Raw genomic sequence first — 21,716 nt, forward strand, 5'->3', positions numbered from 1 at the left:
GAGAACGCCCCCGGCGCGCTCATGTTCGCGCCAAACCGTTCCCGTTACTCGGTGAGTGGGAAAACCCCGAGAGAGCGCGGCCCGTTGTCTCTTTCCGGGCGCGGCGCTCAACTACCCGTCAGGCACCCAAGGCAACTTTCCCATCCGACAGATTCCAGACACGAGCCTATAGAATGAGGGTAACAACCCGAGCGCCCACATGCCTGCCCCCGTCACCCTGTCCGAGCTCCAGAAAATGCACGAGATGGCCGCCGCCCTCGTGGTGGCCGATCCGGTCTATCTGCCGATCTTCGAGCGGATCGAGCTTGAGCTCGCCGCCTGGAACGCCAAGGATGATGCGATCAGCCGTGCGCGCGCAATCGCGGCCTGTCACAAGGCGGTTGCCTGAAGAAGTTCGTGCATATGTTCGAGCGTGGCCCCGTCGCCGTAACGCTCACGCGACAAGCGGTGGCCGAGAATGTCGCGTCTGATCCGGTCATCAATGCCCGCTGCAAGCATCCGATCTTCGAAGGAATGACGCAGCGAATACAGCGTGTGATCGTTGCTTTCCATCAGGTCGTTCTCACGCAGGAACTTGTTGATGGTGGCGGACAGGCTGGCACTGCTGTCGCGGTAGCGCGGAAACCCCTCGGGAAAGGCACGCAGAGCCTCCAGCGACACGCCCAGCAAGGGAACGACGCGCCGAGCGTGTTTCGTCTTCACCTGCCGACCTTCCGGCTCAATCGAAATGTGCGGGACATTGTGATTGAGCTTGATCGTGTTCACTGTCAGCGCCGCAAGCTCCGAGGGGCGACAGCCGGTGTTGATCATCGCAAGCAGGATCGCGCGCGCTTCGGGGTTCAACCCGTCCAGAGCGCCGGGCGCGAGCAGTTTCTCCCTGATCCACCGCACCGAGAACGGCGGGCGCTTGCGGGCGTCACCTTCCTTGAAGGAAAGATCGGTGAGTGGCAGCACGAGGCCGAGCCGCTTCATCCTGTTGACCGTCTTCAACACGTCGCCGAGGTGGATCAGATCCTTGTTGGCGCTGTTGGAGGTCAGGTCTTCCTCTTCAAGCCGTTCCATCCACCAGTTGCGGAAATCGAGCATGTCGTCGCCGGTAATGTCCTTGATCGGCTTGTCGCCCACCACCGCGATGAAGTTCCTCACGGCCTTGATCCGCGGGTTCTTCCAGCGACGAAGCTGATCCTCCGACTTGCCAAGGGTCCGGTCCTTCGCAAGCGTCCAGTAGAGATCAAGCGCCGTGCTCACCGTGATGGCCGGGGGCTGTTCAGCACCAAGCAGCGCGGCCGCATCGCGCATGTCCGGCGTCGCGGGCGTGTCCTTGAAGCCGCCCACCTGGGCAAAGCGGTCGCGCAGCTCCTCAAGCGGCAGTCTGGCCACCTGATCGGCGCGCATGTAGCGAAAGCCGCGCGCCTCGGCCAGTTCTCGGGCGGCTGCGAACCGTTGCTCGGCATCTGTCGTGTCGCCGGCGAGCTTGGCTTCCCAAGCGGCCACGAGCTGATCCCAGGTCGCAGCCTCCTTGGATCTGGCGACCGACAGGGAATCGGTGTGCAGGCTGACCCAGACGAACTTGCGCGGCTCCACCGGGGCATAGCGCTTGGGCACGCGCTTGTAGAGATAAAGCGTGCCGTTGACCGAACCCTTGCGTGTCGTGATCGCCATGCGATGCCCCCTCGGCTTCCCGGCCGAAGTGTAGCACAGATTGTAATGCAAAATGTATGGCAAAATTCGCCGCCAAGAGGGCGTAGCGGGGACATAACACTGTTATATCAAGGGGTTACGCGATTTTACCTTGAGGTATATGGCGGAGAGACAGGGATTCGAACCCTGGGACCCCGTGAAGGGTCAACGGTTTTCGAGACCGCCCCGTTCGACCACTCCGGCACCTCTCCGCATCGGGGGTCGTTTCTGCGGCGGGGTTTAGCTTGGGCCGTGGGCGCTTGCAACAGGTTTTTGACGTGATGACGAGATGAGGCCTCCGGGGCGCGGTTTGGCGCCGGACACGGGCCTTGGGAACGAGCATGCGGGATGGACGTCGCGCATGCGGGGCCTTGGCAAAGCGCGGGGGCCAAGGCAAGCTGGTGCAACGGCGGTCAGGCAGGGGGCGCGAGCGGGCATCATGGGGCGCATTCGACATCAGGACACAACCTGGGCGCGATATCTGACGCTTGCCGTCACGTCGATGTTGCTGTCGGTTCTTCTGGCGCTGCCGCTCCGGGCCGATCCGGCGCGGCTGGAACAGCTTTTGCGGATGGGCGAGCTGCTGGTGATCTTGCAGGAGGAAGGCGCCGCCTATGGTGCCGATCTCGACGCCGAGATGCTGGACGGCCGCGGCGGCGCCACCTGGCTTGCGCAAGCCCGCGCGATCCATGCCCCGGCGCGGCTGCACGATACCTTCTCGCAGGCCTTCGCACGGGCGCTCGACGGGCAGGACACCGCAGCGATGGAGGCATTCCTCGACTCGGATCTGGGCCACCGCGTGACCGGGCTCGAGCTGGAGACCCGTCGGGCGATGCTGGACCCCGACGTCGCGGCCGCCGCCGATGCCACCGCCGAAGCCGCGCAGGCCGCCCATCTGCCGCGCCTTGCCGCGGTCGAGGATTTCATCCGCCGCGCCGATCTTCTGGACCCCAATGTCACCAGCGGTCTGAACGCCAACCTGGCCTTCTATCGCGCGCTGGTCGCGGGCGGGGGCTTTCCCTATGACATCTCGGAAACCGAGATGCTGAACGAGGTCTGGGCCCAGGCGCCGGACATGCGCAGCGAATTGCAGGGCTGGCTGCGGTCCTATCTGTTTGCCGCTTACGGCCCGCTCAGCGATGACGAATTGCGCCGCTACACCGCGTTCTGCGAATCCCGCCCCGGTCAGGAGCTGTCGCGCGCGCTCTTTGCCGGTTTCGAGGCGATGTTCGTGCAGGTCTCCGCCGATCTGGGCCGCGCGCTGGGCCAGCGGCTGACCGGCCAGAGCCTCTGAGACCCCCTGCGACAATCGGTGCATTTTTCGGGCCGATATTGACGCGGGTCAAGGCGCGACGCGCGCGACCGGCGCAAACTGAACCCAAGACAACAGCGAGAAGGAGAGTTCATGACGAATACGCCGCATGACGTTCACGAGGACTTTCCCGGCTCGCAGGACAAGATCCATGCATTGAAGGCGGGCAACGCGCATTTCGCGCGGATTCTCGAGGAGTATGAACAGGTTAACCGCTCGGTGTATCGCGCTGAGGCAAACCTGGAGCCGGTCGAGCAATTGACCGAGGTCGAATTGCGCAAGCAGCGCGCCGCGTTGAAGGACGAGATCGCGCGCATGCTGGCGCAAGCCTGACGGGGCTTTGGGAAGGCCCCGCCCCTTGGGAAAGCCATCGGAACATGAAGGGCCCCGGCACAGGAACGCCGGGGCCCTTTCATATGCGCGGGTGTATCGCACCAGAGGGCGCACCGTCCCCCCGTGCGGGGCGTGGTCAGGCGATCTCGTAGGGCAGGATGCCGCGGCGCGCAGGCGCCAGGCTGAGCCGGCGTTCGAGCGGCGGAACCGACCGCTGGTGGCATTCGCGCCGTTCGCAGATGCGGCAGGAAATCCCGATGGGCGCATAGGCGCGCGGATTGCCGATCTCCATGTCGTCGGCATAGACCAGACCGCGGGCGTGGCTGACCTCGCAGCCCAGACCGATGGCATAGCGCTGGATCGGGGCGTGGAAGGCACCGCCCGGCTTTGACACCTCGCGCGCGATGCACAGATAGCGCACCCCGTCGGGCGTTTCGGCCAGCTGGCGCAGGAAACGCCCCGGCGTCTCGAAGGCCTGATGGACGTTCCACAGCGGACAGGCGCCGCCAAAGCGGGCAAATTGCAGCCGCGCGGCGGAATGGCGTTTGGTGATGGTCCCGGCCTGATCGACGCGCACGAAATAGAAGGGAATGCCCTTGGCGCCGGGGCGTTGCAGGGTCGAGAGCCGGTGCGCCACCTGCTCGATCGAGGCGCCAAAGAGATCGGCCAGACGTTCAAGGTCGTGCCGGGTCTCTCGCGCGCGTTCGAGAAACAGCCGATAGGGCAGCAGCGCCGCGCCGGCAAAGTAATTGGCCAGCCCCAGCTTGGCGATGGCGCGCGCGGTCTCGGACTGGAAGCGCGCCAGATCCAGCGTGGCCTCGATCAGTTCGTGATGCGTCAGAAGCGCCACCTGCGTCAGCAACTGGAAGGCGCGGGTCGCGGGGGCCGCGCGCGCCGAAATCAGGATGCGATGATCCTCGAGCCGGCGCAAATCGTCGATCTCGGCCAGCTGCACCTCATAGCCGCGGGCCGCCAGCGCCCGCACCGCGCGCTCGAAGGGCGGCAGCGGCTCGCCCGCGGTGGCGAAACGCTCGGCCGCGCGGTCCACCGCGTCGATGTAATTGTCGCAGTAATGGAAGAAGTCGCGCACCTCCTCCCAGGGCGAGACCAGGATCTGCCCCTCGCGGCCCAGCGCCTCGTCGAGGCCCGCCAGCCGTTCGTGGACCTGGCGATAGGCGCGGTGCAATTCCAGAAAGGCCCGCGCCAGCGCCGGCGCATTCGAGGCCGCCAGCCGCAGATCGGCCACCGGCGGCGGGTCGGAAAAGACCGGATCGGCCACCGCCTCGCGCATGTCCGACACCAGACGCTCGGATTCGCCGGCCGACAATTCGGTCACGTCGAGCCCGAATTCGCTGGCCAGCCGCAACACCACCGCCGCCGAAACCGGGCGGTGGTTGTTCTCCATCTGGTTGGCATAGGGCAGGCTGACGCCAAGGCGTTCTGAGAACTCTCTCTGGGTGAGCTTGAGCCTTTGCCTCACCTCGCGGATTTTCGCGCCGGCATAGAGCTTCTGTGGGCCTTGGGACATGGTTACCGTCGTTCGTTCGTGTCACGGGATCACACAAGGGACGCATCGTGACACATGCTGTGTCGCCCGCGATCTTTTCCTCAGTTCAGCTTGCGGTCAACGTCCCTCTCCGCTGCGGGAACTGCGCGGACGGACGCGCCCTTGCCCCCCGCGCCCTTGCCCCCCCCCGCGCCCTTTCCCCTGCGTCCCCGCAGGCCGCCGCGGCGCGCTTTGCCACGAATTCAGACTTGAGATGCCAACACGGGCTTACAAGAACGCGACGCCCCACGATCTGCGCATGGGGCCTGGGCAGCATGGCAAGCAACGTCATCGTTGGCTACAGATACGCCGATTTCGTCGGCGATGTCCCCGCACCCGGCGCCAAGATCCGGCGGGCCCCGGATTTCTCGACCTCGACCTCGACCTCGGCCTATACCTACACGATCACCGACGATGACAGCGCCTTTGACGGCAGCGTCGCAGGCCCGCTGGACGCCAGCCAGACCGTTGTCGTGACGGATGCGCTGGGGGCGACGGTGGCCTCGGGCGACGTGCGCCTGGGCTACAAGGTGCTTCTGACCGAACCGGGCGGAACCTCGATCATCGCCCATGAAGTCCACGTGAACGGCGTGCCCGCGGACGTGGTCGCGGAAACGTCGCTGGAGCCGGGCAAGACCTGCGAGATCACCTCATGGGTCAGCACCACCTCGGGGCTGGAGCCCGCCTATACCAGCCTGACCGCCCCTCCCTATGAGCAGACCGCCCCCAACCTTCTGGTCGGGGGTGAATATGGCGATGACCTGCGCGGCGGCGACGGGGCCGATACGCTGGTGGTCAACGGCGGCAACGACACCCTCTCTGGCGAGGCCGGTGACGATTACCTGATCGGCGTTTCGGGCAAAGACCCTCTCTATGGCGGGATCGGCAACGACACGCTGGAGGCCTCCTCCGGCTCGGACGTGAGGGATGGCGGGGACGGCGACGATTCCATCATCGGCTCGACCACGAATGGCGGCGATACGATCCAGGGCGGGGCCGGCAACGACACGATTGCCGCGGGCATCGGCGCCAACCTGATCGAGGGCGGGGCGGATGACGACCTGATCACCTCGGGCGCGGGCGCCGACGCGCTGGTCTTCTCGGACGGGCCGGGCGCCGACACGATCACCGATTTCGACAGGACGGATGATGGCGGCGGCCGCACCGTCGATCAGTTCGATGTCTCACGAATGACCGATCTGGGCGGCAACCCGGTCAACGCCTGGGATGTCGATGTCACCTGTGACGGTGCGGGCAATGCGCTGCTGCCCCCCAACGGCGAGACGATCGTCCTGCTGGGGCTCGGCCCGCTGGCGCGGAAGACCGCGCCGAAATTGTTCGCCGCGGGCATTCCCTGCCTTGTCGCGGGCGCGGGCGCCGACACGCCACGGGGCCCGCGCGCCGTCGGGACGCTGCGCCCCGGCGATCTGGTCCATATCCGCAACGCCCCCCCAGCCCGTCGTCTGGGCCGGACGGCGACGGCTTACTCGCGACGAGATCCAGGCCGATGCGCGCCTCTGCCCCGTCGAAATCCGGGCCGGGGCGTTCGGCAATGCCCGGCCCCTGCGGCTCTCGGCACAGCATTGCCTATGGGTGCCCGAAGGCGCCGGCGGCGCGCTGGAGCCGGCCTCGCGCCGGGCGCTGCTGGCCACGGCGCCGCGGCTTCTGCCGGCGCTTCTGGGGGGCCTGCCGCCCGAACAGGTCTATTCCCCGCGCGTCCGCCCCGTCTTGCGCCGCAAGCAGGTCAGCGCGGCCGCCTTCACCCGCTGGCGCGACCGGCCCCCTGCCGCCAATGCCGCCCGCACGACCAGCCCCTGCAACCACCCTGCCCGCGTCCGATCCGGCCGGGACAGCGCCGCCGCATCCGCACGGCCCCTGAACGGCCCCAGAACGGCTCAGGCCCGGCGCATGTCTCAGGACGGCGCGCCCGGCGCGGGCCAGCCCCCCTGGGCCTCGGCGCGCCCATAGAGCATGCGATCATGTTCGGCCTGTTCCTCGGGCGTGAAGCGCTGTCGCACCACCCGCGCGGGCACGCCATGCACCACGGAATAAGGCGGCACATCCCGCGTCACCAGCGCGCCGGACCCGATCACCGATCCCCGTCCGATCCGCACGCCCTCGATGATCGTCACGCGGCTTCCGACCCAGCATTCGGCCTCGATCACGGTCACGGGGCGGGGCTTGTCGGCAAAGTCGAGCCGCATCGGGCGGGTCGGCGTGCGCATGCCGTGATCGTTCCCGATCACCTGCACGCCCGAGGACAGCATGGTCAGATCGCCCACCACCACCGGACCGTTGAATTCGGCCGAATGACCGAACGAGGCGTAATGCCCGAACCGCGCCCCGCGCACACGGGCCTTGCGGGCCCAATGCCCCCCCCGGCCCATGACCGCGATCCTCAGCCGGCGCTGTATCAGCGGCAGGATCAGACGGCGCAGGATCGCCTTCGGGGGGGACTCGATCTCCTGGGCGCAGCGCGCAAGGATTTCGGGGCGCACCCGCATCGGCGCTTCAACGTCATCGGTCCACCGCCTGCGATTGGCGCTCGGACGCCACATCAAGCCAGAAATGAGAACTACTCCCCAGCTGTCAGCCGGTCATGTTGGCATGAAGCGCGTTTCGTTAACATTTAGCGCGAAACCGCCGCGAAAGGGCAAGACATGAACGGCCGGAAAGGGCGATCGCCCCCGCCCTGATGCCGATATCGCCCAAGGTGCGGGCGCCCAAGCGCCCGAAATCCGGCCGACGGGTCAGAAATCGTCGTCGAGATCGGCAATCTCGGGCATCGGGCGCAGGAAATCGGGCAGCAGCGCCGGCGGCGCCGCCCCGCCGACCGGATCGGCCAGCAGTGCCGAGACCATCTCGCGCGCGGCCGCCGGATCGTCGACGATCGCCCACAGGCAGCGCATGTCGGCTTCGAACAGATCGGGGTCGATCCCGCCGGCATCGCGCAGCTTTTCCAGTTCGCGCATGACCTCGATCGCATAGCCGCGCAATTCGGCCGCGGCCGGCGTCTCGTCGGCATGCGCGTCATGTTGCAGGGCATGGGCGAAGGTGAAGACGACCAGCTGCGACAGCGCATCGCCCGGCCGCGCGCCGCGGCTGATGCGGTCGGCGATCAGCCCCTCGCCCGCATGCGTCAGCTCAAGCCCCAGCGTCTCGAGCACCTCGCGCAGATCGGCCATCACCGCCGGGTCGAGCCCGACGCTGTCGGCATCGACCGGAACGCCGCCCAGCTCCTCGGTAAAGGCCCACAGATCGGCGCGGCGCGGGGCGGCGGGACGTGCAGACGGGGTGGGCGCGGGCCGGGGTGCGACCTCGGGGGCAGGCGCGACCGGCGCATCCTCGATCGGGGTGGCGGGGGCAATTGCTTCAGCTTCGGGCGCTTCGGGTTGGGGGGCTTCAAACTGGGGCGCCGGGGCATCAGCCGTATCGGATGCGGGCGTCTCGGATGCGGGCGCGTCGGGAACAAGCGTCTCAGGCCCCGGCTCTGCAACCACCGGCTCCGCGACCACCGTTTCGGGCGCGGGAAGGTCGGCCACCGGCGGCTCCGAGGCTTCCGCAGCAACCGACGCCATCGCGTCCGGCACCAGCGCTTCCGGCGCCGCCTCGTCCGCTTCAACCTCGGGAATGTCGGGCTCTGGGGCTTCGGCTTCAGGGGCTTCAACCTCGGGAATTTCGGGCTCGGGCGCAACCAGCGCCAGCCCCGCCGCGGTCGGCTGCACCAGCGTCACCGCCTGCGCGCCGAAGACCCGCCGCAGGAAGGACGGCTTCTGCGTGATCTCCTCGGCCAGGCCAAGCGTCTTCAGCCGCCCCAGCGGCCGCGCCAGCTCGAGCCCGCGCCCGCGCACCTCGACCGACAGCGCATTGCGCTCGATCGGTCCACGGTCGGCGTGCAGGGCACACAGCATGTCCAGAAGGTCGCGTTCGATGCGATCGAGGGGTTTATCCTGCATGGGCGCGCTCCCGAGTTTCGAGGAAGGGCGGAATCGCAGATCGACCCTGCCCCGTCAATCATTTCAAGCGCCCCCGCGCCGCGGCGATCAAGCGCGGCCGCCCCCGGTTTCCCTGGCCGAGGCCGGCTCAGCGCGCGCCGGGCGGCGGCTTCTTCGGGCTGCGCGGCTTGCGCGGCTTGGCACCGGGATCGGCGCTGGCGGCCGCGCGCGGCTTGGGCGCACCGGGCTTTGCGGCGCGCGGCTTGCGCGCGGGGGCGTCATCATCGACCCAGGGCGCACGGCCGGCTTTGGGCGCGGGCTTCTTCCAATGCGGCTTGCCCTCCTTGCGCAGGCCTTCGTTGCGGGGGCCTTCGTTGCGCGGGGCACGCGGCGCGGCGGTCTCCTCGGCCTCCGACCGGCGCGGGCGCGGGCCGGCGGGCGGGCCTGCGCGGCGCGGCGCAGATCCAGGCGCCGCCTTGCGCGCGGGCGCGAGATCGGGCGCACCGTCCATGGGGCGGATGTCGATCCCCTCCTCGAGGGTGCGCGCGGCCCCGATGCGCGCCGCAAGCCCCGCCGCGGCCCCTTCGGCGATCTGCACATAGGTCTCGGAGGGCTGCACCCGGATCGCGCCGATATCGGACTTGTCGAGATTGGCGCCTCGGCACAGAAGCGGCAGGATCCAGCGCGGCTCGGCATTCTCGCGCCGCCCGACCGACAGCGCGAACCAGCGCGACGGCCCGAAATCCGCCCGCGCCGGCCGGGGGCCGGGTTTCTCGTCGGGGGGGCTCAGCTCCTCGGGGGCCGAAAGGCCGGCACGGAAGAGACGCAGGCACGCGGTGGCGATCTCCTCGGGGCTGCGCTGGGCCAGAAGACGCGCGGCAAAGGCGGCTTCGTCGGCCTCGGCGGCCTTGCTCCACAGCGGGTCTTCCAGAAGCCGGGCCTCGTCGCGGGCGCGGATCGCCTCGGCGCTGGGCGGCTGGGTCCATTCGGCCTCGATCTTGGCGAACTTGAGCAGCCGCTCGGCCTTCTTGGTCAGCTTGGTCGGCACGATCAGCGCCGAGATCCCCTTGCGCCCGGCCCGCCCCGTGCGCCCCGAACGGTGAAGCAGCGCCTCGGTGTTGAGCGGCAGCTCGGCATGCACCACCAGATCCAGCCCCGGCAGGTCGATCCCGCGCGCCGCGACATCGGTCGCCACGCAGACCCGCGCGCGCCCGTCGCGCATGGCCTGAAGCGCATGGCTGCGCGCGGCCTGGTTCAGCTCGCCCGACAGCGCCACGACCGACAGCCCGCGGTTGGCCAGACGCGCCGCAAGATGGGTGACCGACGCGCGCGTATTGGCAAAGACGATGGCGTTCTCGGCGTCGTGATAGCGCAGAAGGTTGATGATGGCATGTTCGCTGTCATGCGGCGCAACCCACAGCACCTGATAGGAAATATCCGTGTGCTGACGGGCCGAGCCCTTGGTCGACACGCGCAGCGCATCGCGCTGGAACTGTTCGGCCAGCCGCGCGATGACCGGCGACACCGTGGCCGAGAACAAAAGCGTGCGGCGTTCCGCGGGCGCAGCCGAAAGGATCATCTCGAGATCCTCGCGGAAGCCCAGGTCCAGCATCTCGTCGGCCTCGTCCAGAACCACCGCGCGCAGGGCGTCGGTCTCGAGCGAGCCGCGCCGCAGGTGGTCGCACAGCCGCCCCGGCGTGCCCACGACGATATGCGCGCCCCGCTCCAGCGCGCGGCGTTCGTCGCGCATGTCCATGCCGCCGACGCAGGTGACGACACGCCCCCCCGCCTGACCATAGAGCCAGCCCAGCTCGCGCGCGACCTGAAGCGCCAGCTCGCGCGTCGGCGCCACGACCAGCGCCAGCGGCGCCGCCGCCAGCCCGAGGCGCTCGGCCTCGCCCAGCAGATCGGGCGCGATCGCCAGCCCGAAGCCCACCGTCTTGCCCGATCCCGTCTGCGCCGAAACCAGAAGATCCCGCCCCTGCACCTCGGGCGCGGTCACGGCCTCCTGCACCTCGGTCAAAGTATCATAGCCACGCTCGGACAGAGCGGCGGAAAGCGTCGGGTTCATATGGGGGTATCCGGGTGTCAGGTCTGGCGCCACACGCGCCCTGCGCGGCCCGAGACTCGGGGCCGCGGGTCCACGTAACGCGCATTGGCTGCAAAGTATACGAATTTTCGCGCAAAGGGAAATGCCCCCCTCTCCCGTCCCCGTCAAGCCCCTCGCGGATCGCGCTTGCCCTGGGCCGGGCTCCGCCCCATGTCATGGGCTGCGAATTTTCAGCGCTGCGAGAGGGCCGATGCCCCGAATGACCCGGAAATCAGATCTGCCGGTGAAGACCTGTGCCCGCTGCGGGCGCCCCTTCACCTGGCGGCGCAAATGGGCCCGCGTCTGGGACGAGGTGCGGTATTGTTCCGACCGCTGTCGCGGGGCGCGCAACGGCGTCACGAAACACGGAAATTACCGTAATGACGGAAGTGCTGGAATTGGCGAATTTTCGGGAAAATGAAATGCCGCGCCTTATCCTGGTGCTGGGCGATCAGCTGTCCGAGCATCTTTCCGCCCTGCGCCAGGCCGAAAAGGGGCGCGATATCATCGTGATGGCCGAAGTCATGGCCGAGGCGACGCATGTCCCCCACCACCCGCAGAAGATCGCGCTGTTCCTGACCGCGATGCGCAAATTCGCCGCCCGGCTGCGCGCGCAAGGTCACCGTGTCGCCTATGGCCGGCTGGACGATCCCGAAACCGCGCCGTCGATCCCCGCCGAATTGCTGCGCCGCGCGGCCGAGACCGGCGCGACCCGGATCGTCGCCACCACGCCCGGCGACTGGCGCCTGATCGCCGCGCTCGAGGCGCTGCCCCTGCCCGTCGAGATGCGGCCCGACGACCGCTTCCTGTGCAGCGCGGAGGATTTCGCGCGCTGGGCCGAGGGGCGAAAGCAGCTGCGGATGGAATGGTTCTACCGCGAGATGCGCCGCCGCACCGGCCTTCTTATGCAGGACGGACAGCCCCTGGGCGGGCGCTGGAACTTCGACGCCGAGAACCGCAAGCCGGCAGCCCCCGACCTTCTGCGCCCGCGCCCGAAGCGCTTCCCCCCCGACCCCGAAACCGAGGCCGTTCTGGATCTGGTCGAGACGCGCTTTGCGGGCCATTTCGGGCGCCTGCGCCCCTTTCACTGGCCGACCGACCGCCCCCAGGCCCTTGAAGCGCTTGAGCATTTCATCACCCACGCCCTGCCGCGCTTTGGCGACGAACAGGATGCGATGCTGACCGATGAGCCGTTCCTGAGCCATTCGCTGCTGTCCTCGAGCCTCAATCTGGGGCTGCTTGACCCGCGCGAGGTCTGCCGCGCCGCCGAGGCCGCCTATCACCGCGGCGCGGCGCCCCTGAACGCGGTCGAGGGTTTCATCCGCCAGATCCTGGGCTGGCGCGAATTCGTCCGCGGGATCTGGGCGCTGGGGGGCCCCGCGGCGCTCGGGGACAACGCGCTGGGCCATGACGCGCCGCTGCCCGCGCTTTTCTGGGGCGGCCCCACGCGGATGGCCTGCCTGTCGGCCGCGGTCAGACAGACGCGCGATCTGGCCTATGCCCATCACATCCAGCGGCTGATGCTGACCGGGAATTTCGCGCTGCTGGCCGGGGTGGCCCCGGCGCGCGTGCATGAATGGTATCTGGCCATCTACATCGACGCGATCGAATGGGTCGAGGCGCCGAACACGCTGGGCATGAGCCAGTTCGCCGACGGCGGGCGGCTGGGCTCGAAACCCTATGTGTCCTCGGGGGCTTACATCGACCGGATGTCGGATTATTGCCGCGGCTGCGCCTATCGGGTCCGCGACCGCACCGGCCCGCGCGCCTGCCCGTTCAACCTGCTCTACTGGCATTTCCTCGACCGCCACCGCGACCGCCTGGCCGGGAACCCGCGCATGGCGCAGATGTATCGGACCTGGGACAGGATGGCGCCCGATCACCGCGCACAGGTGCTGTCCGAGGCCACGGCGCTTCTGGCGCGGCTGCACGGCGGCGCCGAGGTCTGAGCGGGTTCAGCCCTTGCCCGCGCAGAGCGAGCAGATCCGCCGCGTCGCCAGTTCGTAGCCCTCGACCCCCAGCCCCGCCAGCACCCCGTCGGCGCGCAGCGAGACATAGGAATGATGGCGGAAGGCCTCGCGCTTGTGCACGTTCGAGATGTGGCATTCGATCACCGGCCCCTCGAAGGTGTGGAGCGCGTCGAGAATGGCCACCGAGGTATGGGTGAAGGCGCCGGGATTGATGACGATGCCGCAGGCCTCGTGCCGGGCCTGGTGGATCGTGTCGATGATGACGCCCTCGTGGTTGGACTGGAACAGCCGCACCGCAAAGCCGCGCTCGGCGGCGACGGCGGCGCAATTGCGTTCCACGTCGGCCAGGGTGTCATGGCCATAGATCTCGGGTTGGCGCTGGCCCAGAAGGTTCAGGTTCGGTCCGTTCAGGATGAAGATCGTCTTGCTCATCGGCCCCTCGCTGCTGTCGCGCGCATCATCGCAGGTTCGCCGCCGTGCGCCAGCCCCCGCAACGCCAGGAGGCGCGCAGATCCCCGCTGGACCCGCGCAGGCCAAGCCGCCATCCTGTGCGCCAGCCGTCCGCGCGCAAAAGGATCCGCGATGCCCCCCGCCCCGACGATGCCCCCTCCACCGTCGATATCCCCGGCCCCGACCGACCGCAGCTTCCGCCTTGGCCTGATCGGCGGCAACATCACCGCGACACGTTCGCCCGCGCTTCATATCGCCTGCGGCCGGTCGCTGGGGCGCAATGTCACCTATGACCTGATCATCCCGGCCGAGCGCGACCGCGATCTGGGTGCGATCCTGGCGCGATGTGCCGCCCAGGGCTTTGATGGCGTCAACGTCACCTATCCCCACAAGGAAGAGGTGACCGCCCCTGTCGCCCCCGGCGCGCCGGTCGTGGCGGCGATGGGCGCGGCCAATACGGTGACCTTCGGCGCCGGGGGCCTGCGCGCCTTCAACACCGATCATGCGGGCTTCGTGGCCGCCTGGCGTGCGCGGTTCGGCACCGCCGCGCCCGGACGGGTGCTGATCCTGGGCGCGGGCGGCGTGGGCCGGGCGCTGGCCTTCGGGCTGGCCGATCTGGGCGCGGCCGAGATCGGCCAGCACGCCCCCGAAACCGCCCGGATCACCGGGCTGGCGGGGGCACTGGCCCTTCACGCCCCGGTCCCGGTGCGCACGGCTGATCCTGCGGAACTGCACGATCTGGCCGGGTTTGACGGCGTGGTCAATTGCACGCCGCTGGGGATGGAGGGGCGCCCCGGCTCGCCGCTCTCAGGCCCGCTCTCGGGGCGGCCAGGCTGGGCGTTCGATGCGGTCCCCCCCCGCCGACACGCCCTTTCGCCGCCAGCTCGTGTCGCAGGGCGCCGCCTTCCTGTCGGGGTTCGAGCTCTTCTTCCACCAGGGGCTGGCCGCGTTCGAGATCTTCACCGGGCTGCGGGTCGAGGACCGCGACTGGGTGCGCGCCTTTCTCACCCACAGCCCCAGCGGATCCCCGCCCTAGGGCCGGAACCAGGGTTTCTCGATGCGCGTCACGCCGGTGGGCTGGCCCTGTTCCAGCACGCGGTGGACATTCGTCTGCGGCGTGATCGTGGCGTCGCGGCCCAGACGGAAGCTCTGGGCGCGCACGATCTCGCGGTAGGCGGCATCAAGGCGCAGCGCGCGTTCGGGCGAGGGCAGGAGCAGCGTCGAGATATCTTCGGCCAGCGCCTCGGCCCGCCCCGGCTTCAGCCGCGCCGGGCTGTCGGGCGCCGCCGGGGCCGTGTCTCCGTCGATCCAGGCCCGGATGATCTCGGCATTGCCGCGCAATTCGTCGCCCGCGCCGTTGACCCGCAGGTAATGCGCATATTCGCCGGTCCCGTCGGCGCGCGGCCGTTCGGGGGTGCCGGCCAGCCCCTTCTGCGTCCAGTGATACCAGCCGCCGCGGAACGCATCCGCGCCCAGCTTGCGCGGAAAGGCAAAGGTGTCGTCATCGGTCACGCCTACGCCGCCATGACAGCCGATGCAGAAGGCGGTTTCCTCGAAATCCTGCGGGCGCAGATCGCCCGCCGCATCCTCGATGAAGCCCTGAAGGCGCCAGCCATAGCCGTTCGGGATGCCGCGCTCGGCGTCGCCCAGCAGATGGCGGATGCGATCGGGGAAATCGGCGCGCTCCTTGGCCTCGGCCAGGGCGGCGGTCTCGCGGTCGTAATAGCTCTGCCAGCGCGTCTTCTGCATGTAGCGCAGTTCCTTCATCCGCGCAGCCATGCCGACGCCCGTCTCGGTCACGTCGAGATAGCGCACCGAATGCAGGAATTCGGTCCCTTGCGGATAAAGCCCCGCGGCAAGCGCCCGATCCTCGGCGCCCGCACGGCCGACATAATGCATCGTCTCGCCCCGCAGCGGCGCGAAGGCAAAGCGCACCACATCGGCACGCCCCAGCACCCCGTCGCGGTCCAGATCGACGCCCAGCGCGGCCTCGTCCAGCCCCGGAACGGGCACGTCCGTGCGGGTGATCAGCGCCTCGACGATGGCCAGATTGGCCTTGTAGATGCCCAGGTCGAACCGCCCCGCGGCATCTTCGCGGAAAGCGGCGGGCAGGCGGATCAGCACGTCGTCGGCCGAGCCGTTGGCCGGCCAGAAGGCGCCGGGAAGCGGCTGATAGGCAAAGGCGCGCCAGCCGGTATAGCCGCCCTCAGGGCTGCGGTCGAAGCCTTCGTCGTCAAAGGCGAACCACGCGTCGGGGACATAGCCCGACCATTCCCCGTCGCCGTCGGCATCCCATTCGGGCGGCAGATCGGCCAGCCTTTCGGCCAGCGCGATGCGCCCCCCCACGCGGTAATTGTCGCGCCGGACCCAGGCCAGGATATCGTCATCCGTCACCGCATCCACGGCGGCGCTGCGGTCCACGAAAAGGTTGGTCCAGGGGTTTTCCAGCGCCGGGCCGGGCAGCGAATATTCGGTCTGGAGATCGGCATCGTTGAGATAATGCGGCGCGCGCGGGCGGACGTGACAGGTGAAGCAGGGGTTGTGCACGCGCCCCGTCCCGTTCGCCCCGGCCTCTTCGGTCACGGTATAGCATTGCGAGGGGATATAGGCGGTGGGGTTGGCCAGATACCCCCCGGACATCTCGAGCGCCACGGCCGGTGCGGCGGACAGCATCAGGGCAAGGAAAAGGGGCGCGCGCATGGAAACCTCGGGTCGGGGTGGGGGAAGAAAAGAGGCGCCCGGAACAGATCCGGGCGCCGCAGGTGGCATCGTTTCAGCGGACGATCACTTGTCCATGGCCGGGAACGGCCCGATGTAGCCCACATAGGCGCGGGCGTCAGCCGGATCGGCCAGCTTGTCCTCGTCCGATTCGCCATAGGGGTGCTGGATCACGGCGACCAGATAGCCGTGGCCGTCGAGGTTCGGATACCAGTAGGGCGAGGTGGTCTCGGAGCCATAGGGCGTCGAGAAGATGCGGGTCAGATCGCCGCTGTCGAGGTTCATCGCCCAGATCACGTCGTTCTGGTGGCCGGTGCCGGTGTCCTCGCCGATGATCAGCGTGTTCTGGCCGGTGATGTAGGTCAGGTTGTCGGGGTTGGCGATGCCGTCGATATCGCAGGTGTTGCCGGCGTATTCGCTGCCCTCGGGGTATTCGGTCGGCGTGCCGGCCACCAGCGTGCGCGCGGCGGTGGCGCGGAAGTCGTCGCCCAGGCTCAGCTCGTAGACCGCGCCGCAGGAGTTCTTGGCCAAGCGGATGTCATTCGCCCCGCCCTTGTCCTGCTTGGCACCGTCTTCCATGCCCTTGGCCACTTCCGACATGGCCAGATAGACCACGTTGGCATCGGCGTTGTAGGCGATGCCTTCCATCTTGCGGAATTCGGTTGTGGCACCCATCATCGAGGCATAGCGACGCGTCTCGAGACGCGAGGCCGCCATTTCCATGCCCGGCTTGACCATCAGGCATTCGGCGTTGCCTTCCGCGTTCGACGGCGCAAAGCCCTCGGCGCAGCCGCCGTCCGCGTTCAGATCGGCCACCTCGAAGATGTCGTGGAAGCCCACGCCGCCCTCGATCAGCGCCTGCACCGACGCGTCGTCGGCATGGCCCAGATCCACCCATTCAAGATCCGCGGCGCCCGCGCTCTCGTCCGAGGTCTGCACCCATTTCGCGGCATAGAGCTGGCCGGCCGACAGATCGCCCGCGGTATCGGCCACGAACATGAACAGGCCCACGTTGGTGCCGTCGTCCGAGATGTAGACGGTCTTCTGGTCGGGCATGACCTTGGCCAGTTCGACCGCCACGCGGCCCATGGCGAAATGCTTGGCCGGGGTGCCGGTGCCGTCTTCCGACACGGTGATCTCGGTCGGATAGCCATAGCGATAGGGCTTGTAGGCGGCGCGGAACTGCGCAAGCGTCATGTTCGCCGGGTCAAGGCCCTCATAGCGCACCATCGGGAAGGCGTAATCGTCGACATCCTCGAGGCTTTCGGCATCCGCGATCTCGCGGGCGTTGCTCGGGTATTCCTCCGAGCCCAGATGCGTGTTCCAGGGCGTGACCGACCCCGCGCAGGGCACCCACAGCCCGCCATAGGCCGAGAAATCGACCGGCTTGGTGGACACCGCCGACAGCGTGCCGTCCTCGGCGCGCTCCAGTTCGGTGACATACATCGCGCCGGGACGCGATTCGAAATGGGTCACCGAGAAGATCTTGTCCCCCACCTTGAGCAGCGAGTTGAAGTCGGCGTCGACCGAGATGTGCTCGGAGCCGTCGGCCGATTTCACCACATTGCCTTCGCGGTCGATCAGCGCGCCGAAGACGCCTTCGCCCAGCTTGTCGCCCGAGCGTTCCAGCACGGTGTAGCCGATCGGGTATTCCTTGCCGTCGACGGTGACGCTCGAGGAGGCCAGGACCGCGCGCTTGGCGGCGTCATCGGCGGCGAAGGGCACCGGCGCGAACGAGATTTCGGCCGCGGCGGCCAGCGGCAGACCGCCAAGGGCGGTGGCCAGCAGCAGGGTCTTGCGAAGGGACATGGGTGTTACCTTTCCTGTCAGGGATGGGTGGCTTTCGCCTTCGCTAACCGGCGGCGCTGACACTTTCACAACGCTTGCGTGACACTTGCGTGACGCCGACATGGCGCCGTTTCCGCCCCGCGCTTGCCCGCAAGGCCCCGCTTCGGTATCAGACCGCTTGAAATCCGCCGTTCCATGGCCCCCGTTCCATGCCTCCTGCCCCGAAAGGCCCGCCGATGATCCCGCGTTATTCCCGCCCCGAAATGGTCGCCATCTGGTCGCCCGAAACGAAGTTCCGCATCTGGTTCGAGATCGAGGCCCATGCCTGCGACGCCCAGGCCGCGCTGGGCGTGATCCCCAAGGCCAATGCCGAAGCCGTGTGGAAGGCGAAGGACGTGGAATTCGACGTCGCCCGCATCGACGAGATCGAATCCGTCACCAAGCATGACGTGATCGCCTTCCTGACCCATCTGGCCGAGCATATCGGCTCGGAGGAGGCGCGCTTCGTGCACCAGGGGATGACCTCCTCGGATGTGCTCGACACCACGCTGAACGTGCAGCTGGTGCGCGCCGCCGACATCCTTCTGGCCGATATGGACCGCGTGCTGGCGGCGCTGAAGAAACGCGCCCACGAGCACAAGGACACCGTGCGCATCGGGCGCAGCCACGGCATCCATGCCGAACCCACCACCATGGGCCTGACCTTCGCGCGCTTCTACGCCGAGATGGACCGGAACCGCGCGCGTCTGGCCCAGGCCCGCGCCGAGGTGGCCACCGGCGCGATCTCGGGCGCGGTCGGCACCTTTGCCAACATCGACCCGGCGGTCGAGGAACATGTCTGCGCGCAGATGGGCCTTGTGCCCGAGCCGATCTCGACCCAGGTGATCCCGCGCGACCGCCATGCGATGTTCTTCGCCACGCTGGGGGTCATCGCCTCCTCGATCGAGAATATCGCCATCGAGATCCGCCACATGCAGCGCACCGAGGTGCTGGAGGCCGAGGAATTCTTCTCCAAGGGGCAGAAGGGCTCCTCGGCGATGCCGCACAAAAGGAACCCCGTGCTGACCGAGAACCTGACCGGGCTTTCGCGTCTGGTGCGCATGTGCGTGGTGCCGGCGATGGAGAACGTGGCGCTCTGGCACGAGCGCGACATCTCGCACAGCTCGGTCGAACGCGGCATCGGCCCGGATGCGACGATCACGCTGGATTTCGCGCTGAACCGTCTGGCCGGCGTGATCGAGAACCTGGTGATCTACCCCGAGAACATGTTGAAGAACATGAACAAGTTCAAGGGCCTGGTGATGAGCCAGCGGGTTCTTCTGGCGCTGACGCAGGCCGGCGTGTCGCGCGAGGATGCCTATCGGCTGGTGCAGCGCAACGCGATGAAGGTCTGGGAACAGGGCGCCGATTTCAAGGAAGAGCTGCTCAAGGACGCCGAGGTGACCGCGGCGCTGTCGCCCGCCGAGATCGAGGAGAAGTTCGATCTCGGCTATCACACCAAGCACGTCGACACGATCTTCGCCCGCGTCTTCGGGAATTCGTGAATGCCGCAGCGCGGCGCGTAACGACACCTTAACCCTGGCCTGCGAGGCTGTCCTCCGACGTCTCGCTGGTCAGAATCAAGAGGTGACACCGTGATCGCTATCGCGCCCATGCAGGGGATGGGCCTTGGTGCGGACCTGGGCCGCCCCGTGCTGTCACAGCCGCAAAAGGCCGCCATCATCGTGCGTCTGCTGGTGGCCGAAGGGGCCAATATCCCCATCGCCAGCCTTCCCGAAGAGGTGCAGACCGCGCTGACCGAACAGATCGCGCAGCTGCGCATGATCGACCGCGACACCCTGGCCGCCGTGGTCGAGGAATTCTGCGATTCGCTCGAGGCGGTGGGCCTGTCCTTCCCCGATGGGCTGGATGGCGCGCTTTCCATGCTCGAGGCGCATCTGTCGCCGCCCGCGGCCTCGCGGCTGCGGCGGATGGCGGCATCGAGCTCGCGCGCGGACCCGTGGGAACGGATCTCGGGCCTGGCGGTCGAACAGATCCTGCCCGTGATCGAAGAAGAGAGCATCGAGGTCGCCGCCGTGGTGCTGTCCAAGCTGTCGGTGTCGAAGGCGGCCGAACTGCTGTCCAAGCTGCCGGGCGAACGCGCCCGCCGCATCGCCTATGCCGTGTCGCTGACCGGCAACGTGGCGCCCGACACCGTGCGCCGCATCGGGCAGGCGCTGTTCCTCCAGCTCGATTCCGTGCCGGCCAAGGAATTCGATTCCGGCCCCGTCGAACGCGTCGGCGCCATCCTCAACTTCTCCCCCGCCAACACCCGCGACGAGGTTCTCAAGGGCCTCGAGGAAGATGACGCCACCTTTGCCGAACAGGTGCGCAAGGCGATCTTCACCTTCACCAACATCCCCGCCCGCATCGACGCGCGCGACATCCCCAAGGTGCTGCGCTCGGTCGATCAGGCGGTGCTGGTCAAGGCGCTGGCCGGGGCCACCGGCGCGAATGCGAAATCCGCCGAATTCATCCTGTCCAACATCTCGCAGCGTCTGGCCACCTCGATCCGGGACGAGATCGCGGGCCTGGGCAAGGTCAAGGAAAAGGACGCCGAGGAAGCCATGTCCACCATTGTCGCCGCCATCCGCGAGATGGAAGCCAACGGCGAGATCTTCCTGGTCGCCAACGACGAAGAGGGATGACCCCGACGGGCCGCGCTGAGCCCCGGCGCGGTCGGGGCAAGGCGCAGGCGCTCCCCGCCGGGACAGGGCGACAGGCCGCCGCCGCCCCGGCGCCCGCGGCGAAGTCCCGCTCCGGCGCGCGGCCCCTTCGTCCGAAGACGGGGCAAAACTCCGCACCGCACCCGGTCGCAGCCGGCCTTTTCCTTGCCGACGCGCCTTCCTATGATCGGCGCGCCGCCGCGGGGCGCGCAAGGGGCGAAAAAGGAAGCGCCATGACGAATACCATCGCCATTGTCCTGGGCCTGCTGATCCTGGCCGGTGTCGCCGGCGACATCGCGTTCAACCAGGCGCAGGCACTGGTGTTTCTGGGGCGCGAGTTCACCGCCCTGGTCGGCCATGTCGCCTTCTGGCGTTAGCCCCCGCCCGCGCCCGGCCTGCGCGCGCCCCACCTCCGTGCGCTCAGCCCGCGTTCAGCCGCTCCTTCAGCGCCGCGCAGACCGCAGGCGTGACGAACTGGGACACGTCGCCCCCCAGCCGCGCGATTTCCTTGACCAGCTTCGACGCGATCGCCTGGCGGCGCGCATCGGCCATCAGGAAGACCGTCTCGACCGATGCATCAAGCGCGCGGTTCATTCCCACCATCTGGAATTCGTATTCGAAATCGGCCACCGCGCGCAGCCCGCGGATGATGACCCCCGCCCCCACGTCGCGGGCACAATCGATCAGCAGGTTCTCGAAGGGATGCACCACGATCTTGCCGCCCGTCCGCGCGGTGATCGCCCTGCATTCGGTCTCGAGCATCGCCACCCGCTCATCCAGCGAGAACAACGGCCCCTTGTCGCGGTTGATCGCCACCCCGATGACCAGCCGGTCAACCAGGGCCATCGCCCGTCCGATGATGTCCAGATGCCCCAGCGTCACGGGATCGAACGTCCCGGGATAAAGGCCGATACGCATGGCGCGTCCCCCCCAATTGTGCGCGTCAGCGCCGAAGCAAGCATTGCCGCGCGACGAATGCAAGCGCCGCAGCGCCGCAACGCGGCGTCGCCTGCCCCGCCGCGACCTGTCCGCAAGGCGCCTGTGGACCGCAAGGTCCACGCGCGCCGCGGCCCCTCGATGGGGCCAAGGCGCGCCCCCCCGGCCCCGCCGTCATCGTTTCGCAAGCCCTCCCCAAACGCGCATTTTCCCCGCCATTGTCCCCGCGGGGCCGTAATTGCGCCCGAATTGGC

19 protein-coding genes, 1 tRNA gene and 2 pseudogenes are annotated in these 21,716 nt (G+C 68.2%); 12 read left to right on the top strand and 10 right to left on the bottom strand.

Features of this window, described 5'->3' with window-relative positions:
- Nucleotides 1-199 precede the first annotated feature (199 nt).
- Nucleotides 200-388: a hypothetical protein gene (locus tag BW949_RS03245; RefSeq protein WP_076363448.1), complete on the top strand. Its 189-nt coding sequence runs from the start codon at nt 200-202 to the stop codon at nt 386-388.
- Here BW949_RS03245 and BW949_RS03250 read toward each other — a convergent pair.
- Nucleotides 370-1,662 carry a tyrosine-type recombinase/integrase gene (locus BW949_RS03250; RefSeq protein ID WP_076363449.1) on the bottom strand — a complete coding sequence of 431 codons (1,293 nt, stop codon included), beginning with the start codon at nt 1,660-1,662 and terminating at the stop codon, nt 370-372. The genes BW949_RS03245 and BW949_RS03250 overlap by 19 nt on opposite strands.
- A 140-nt stretch (nt 1,663-1,802) precedes the next feature.
- Nucleotides 1,803-1,892: transfer RNA gene (locus BW949_RS03255), tRNA-Ser, on the bottom strand.
- Between the two features lie 227 nt (nt 1,893-2,119).
- Between BW949_RS03255 and BW949_RS03260 the strand changes: the two genes are divergently transcribed.
- Together BW949_RS03260 and BW949_RS03265 are read left to right on the top strand one after the other, a co-directional pair.
- Nucleotides 2,120-2,974, top strand: a complete 855-nt coding sequence (locus BW949_RS03260) for a DUF2059 domain-containing protein (RefSeq protein ID WP_076363450.1) — start codon at nt 2,120-2,122, stop codon at nt 2,972-2,974.
- 111 nt (nt 2,975-3,085) lie between these two features.
- A complete protein-coding gene (locus BW949_RS03265; RefSeq protein WP_076363451.1) occupies nt 3,086-3,325 on the top strand; it encodes an HP1242/YdcH family protein in 240 nt (79 codons plus the stop codon).
- A 136-nt stretch (nt 3,326-3,461) separates the two neighbouring features.
- On the opposite strand, the gene BW949_RS03270 is transcribed toward BW949_RS03265, so the two are convergent.
- Nucleotides 3,462-4,853 (bottom strand): helix-turn-helix domain-containing protein, encoded by a 1,392-nt coding sequence (locus tag BW949_RS03270; RefSeq protein WP_076363452.1) that lies wholly within the window; start codon nt 4,851-4,853, stop codon nt 3,462-3,464.
- 293 nt (nt 4,854-5,146) lie between these two features.
- Here BW949_RS03270 and BW949_RS16715 point away from each other — a divergent pair.
- Nucleotides 5,147-5,947 (top strand): annotated as a pseudogene (locus BW949_RS16715) (calcium-binding protein); the annotation flags it as partial.
- Between the two features lie 181 nt (nt 5,948-6,128).
- On the top strand, nt 6,129-6,839 hold the full coding sequence (locus tag BW949_RS17710) for a Hint domain-containing protein (RefSeq protein WP_407947231.1): 711 nt from the start codon (nt 6,129-6,131) through the stop codon (nt 6,837-6,839).
- Here the strand turns inward: BW949_RS17710 and BW949_RS17635 are convergent.
- From BW949_RS17635 to BW949_RS03290, 3 genes are all read right to left on the bottom strand, one after another.
- Nucleotides 6,785-7,429 carry an acyltransferase gene (locus BW949_RS17635; RefSeq protein WP_083947555.1) on the bottom strand — a complete coding sequence of 215 codons (645 nt, stop codon included), beginning with the start codon at nt 7,427-7,429 and terminating at the stop codon, nt 6,785-6,787. The two genes, BW949_RS17710 and BW949_RS17635, sit on opposite strands and share 55 nt — an antisense overlap.
- Nucleotides 7,430-7,621: 192 nt before the next feature.
- Nucleotides 7,622-8,827 carry a hypothetical protein gene (locus BW949_RS03285; RefSeq protein WP_076363455.1) on the bottom strand — a complete coding sequence of 402 codons (1,206 nt, stop codon included), beginning with the start codon at nt 8,825-8,827 and terminating at the stop codon, nt 7,622-7,624.
- A 127-nt stretch (nt 8,828-8,954) separates the two neighbouring features.
- Nucleotides 8,955-10,877: a DEAD/DEAH box helicase gene (locus BW949_RS03290; RefSeq protein ID WP_076363456.1), complete on the bottom strand. Its 1,923-nt coding sequence runs from the start codon at nt 10,875-10,877 to the stop codon at nt 8,955-8,957.
- 238 nt (nt 10,878-11,115) lie between these two features.
- On the opposite strand from BW949_RS03290, the gene BW949_RS17290 reads away from it, so the two are divergent.
- Nucleotides 11,116-11,316, top strand: coding sequence for a DUF2256 domain-containing protein (locus tag BW949_RS17290; RefSeq protein WP_235816187.1), 201 nt, complete (start codon nt 11,116-11,118; stop codon nt 11,314-11,316).
- Nucleotide 11,317: 1 nt separating this feature from the next.
- Entirely contained in the window at nt 11,318-12,844 is a 1,527-nt protein-coding gene (locus tag BW949_RS03300; RefSeq protein WP_076363457.1) for a cryptochrome/photolyase family protein, read from the top strand.
- Between the two features lie 6 nt (nt 12,845-12,850).
- Here BW949_RS03300 and aroQ read toward each other — a convergent pair whose 3' ends face one another.
- Entirely contained in the window at nt 12,851-13,297 is a 447-nt protein-coding gene (gene aroQ / locus BW949_RS03305; RefSeq protein WP_076363458.1) for a type II 3-dehydroquinate dehydratase, read from the bottom strand.
- Between the two features lie 168 nt (nt 13,298-13,465).
- Between aroQ and BW949_RS17715 the strand changes: the two are divergent.
- Together BW949_RS17715 and BW949_RS16450 are read left to right on the top strand one after the other, a co-directional pair.
- A pseudogene (locus BW949_RS17715) lies at nt 13,466-13,765 on the top strand (shikimate dehydrogenase); the annotation flags it as partial.
- 394 nt (nt 13,766-14,159) lie between these two features.
- Nucleotides 14,160-14,351 (top strand): hypothetical protein, encoded by a 192-nt coding sequence (locus BW949_RS16450; RefSeq protein WP_083947556.1) that lies wholly within the window; start codon nt 14,160-14,162, stop codon nt 14,349-14,351.
- Here BW949_RS16450 and BW949_RS03315 read toward each other — a convergent pair.
- Nucleotides 14,348-16,015: a hypothetical protein gene (locus BW949_RS03315; protein WP_076363459.1), complete on the bottom strand. Its 1,668-nt coding sequence runs from the start codon at nt 16,013-16,015 to the stop codon at nt 14,348-14,350. The genes BW949_RS16450 and BW949_RS03315 overlap by 4 nt on opposite strands.
- 84 nt (nt 16,016-16,099) lie before the next feature.
- Nucleotides 16,100-17,842, bottom strand: a complete 1,743-nt coding sequence (locus tag BW949_RS03320) for a PhoX family protein (RefSeq protein ID WP_076363460.1) — start codon at nt 17,840-17,842, stop codon at nt 16,100-16,102.
- A 215-nt stretch (nt 17,843-18,057) separates the two neighbouring features.
- Between BW949_RS03320 and purB the strand changes: the two genes are divergently transcribed.
- From purB to BW949_RS17115, 3 genes are all read left to right on the top strand, one after another.
- Nucleotides 18,058-19,365, top strand: coding sequence for an adenylosuccinate lyase (gene purB / locus BW949_RS03325; protein WP_076363461.1), 1,308 nt, complete (start codon nt 18,058-18,060; stop codon nt 19,363-19,365).
- Between the two features lie 108 nt (nt 19,366-19,473).
- Nucleotides 19,474-20,508: a flagellar motor switch protein FliG gene (locus BW949_RS03330; RefSeq protein ID WP_407947232.1), complete on the top strand. Its 1,035-nt coding sequence runs from the start codon at nt 19,474-19,476 to the stop codon at nt 20,506-20,508.
- A gap of 251 nt (nt 20,509-20,759) precedes the next feature.
- The gene (locus BW949_RS17115; protein WP_097176956.1) at nt 20,760-20,903 is read left to right on the top strand and encodes a hypothetical protein; all 144 of its coding nucleotides are present in this window, start codon (nt 20,760-20,762) and stop codon (nt 20,901-20,903) included.
- 43 nt (nt 20,904-20,946) lie between these two features.
- On the opposite strand, the gene coaD is transcribed toward BW949_RS17115, so the two are convergent.
- On the bottom strand, nt 20,947-21,444 hold the full coding sequence (gene coaD / locus BW949_RS03335; protein WP_076363462.1) for a pantetheine-phosphate adenylyltransferase: 498 nt from the start codon (nt 21,442-21,444) through the stop codon (nt 20,947-20,949).
- Nucleotides 21,445-21,716 lie beyond the last annotated feature (272 nt).

Origin of the sequence: Phaeovulum vinaykumarii (assembly GCF_900156695.1) — a bacterium.
Lineage (GTDB): Bacteria > Pseudomonadota > Alphaproteobacteria > Rhodobacterales > Rhodobacteraceae > Bieblia_A > Bieblia_A vinaykumarii.

Bases quoted from the DNA above. Each gene is read 5' to 3' on its own strand.
- BW949_RS03315 (WP_076363459.1), bottom strand. From the start codon at position 16,015: ATGCGCGCGCCCCTTTTCCTTGCCCTGATGCTGTCCGCCGCACCGGCC.
- coaD (WP_076363462.1), bottom strand. From the start codon at position 21,444: ATGCGTATCGGCCTTTATCCCGGGACGTTCGATCCCGTGACGCTGGGG.
- BW949_RS17115 (WP_097176956.1), top strand. From the start codon at position 20,760: ATGACGAATACCATCGCCATTGTCCTGGGCCTGCTGATCCTGGCCGGT.
- BW949_RS03245 (WP_076363448.1), top strand. From the start codon at position 200: ATGCCTGCCCCCGTCACCCTGTCCGAGCTCCAGAAAATGCACGAGATG.
- BW949_RS03290 (WP_076363456.1), bottom strand. From the start codon at position 10,877: ATGAACCCGACGCTTTCCGCCGCTCTGTCCGAGCGTGGCTATGATACT.
- BW949_RS03320 (WP_076363460.1), bottom strand. From the start codon at position 17,842: ATGTCCCTTCGCAAGACCCTGCTGCTGGCCACCGCCCTTGGCGGTCTG.
- BW949_RS03285 (WP_076363455.1), bottom strand. From the start codon at position 8,827: ATGCAGGATAAACCCCTCGATCGCATCGAACGCGACCTTCTGGACATG.
- BW949_RS03270 (WP_076363452.1), bottom strand. From the start codon at position 4,853: ATGTCCCAAGGCCCACAGAAGCTCTATGCCGGCGCGAAAATCCGCGAG.
- aroQ (WP_076363458.1), bottom strand. From the start codon at position 13,297: ATGAGCAAGACGATCTTCATCCTGAACGGACCGAACCTGAACCTTCTG.
- purB (WP_076363461.1), top strand. From the start codon at position 18,058: ATGATCCCGCGTTATTCCCGCCCCGAAATGGTCGCCATCTGGTCGCCC.
- BW949_RS03260 (WP_076363450.1), top strand. From the start codon at position 2,120: ATGGGGCGCATTCGACATCAGGACACAACCTGGGCGCGATATCTGACG.
- BW949_RS03330 (WP_407947232.1), top strand. From the start codon at position 19,474: ATGCAGGGGATGGGCCTTGGTGCGGACCTGGGCCGCCCCGTGCTGTCA.
- BW949_RS03300 (WP_076363457.1), top strand. From the start codon at position 11,318: ATGCCGCGCCTTATCCTGGTGCTGGGCGATCAGCTGTCCGAGCATCTT.
- BW949_RS17710 (WP_407947231.1), top strand. From the start codon at position 6,129: ATGCGCTGCTGCCCCCCAACGGCGAGACGATCGTCCTGCTGGGGCTCG.
- BW949_RS17635 (WP_083947555.1), bottom strand. From the start codon at position 7,429: ATGTGGCGTCCGAGCGCCAATCGCAGGCGGTGGACCGATGACGTTGAA.
- BW949_RS16450 (WP_083947556.1), top strand. From the start codon at position 14,160: ATGCGGTCCCCCCCCGCCGACACGCCCTTTCGCCGCCAGCTCGTGTCG.
- BW949_RS03250 (WP_076363449.1), bottom strand. From the start codon at position 1,662: ATGGCGATCACGACACGCAAGGGTTCGGTCAACGGCACGCTTTATCTC.
- BW949_RS17290 (WP_235816187.1), top strand. From the start codon at position 11,116: ATGACCCGGAAATCAGATCTGCCGGTGAAGACCTGTGCCCGCTGCGGG.
- BW949_RS03265 (WP_076363451.1), top strand. From the start codon at position 3,086: ATGACGAATACGCCGCATGACGTTCACGAGGACTTTCCCGGCTCGCAG.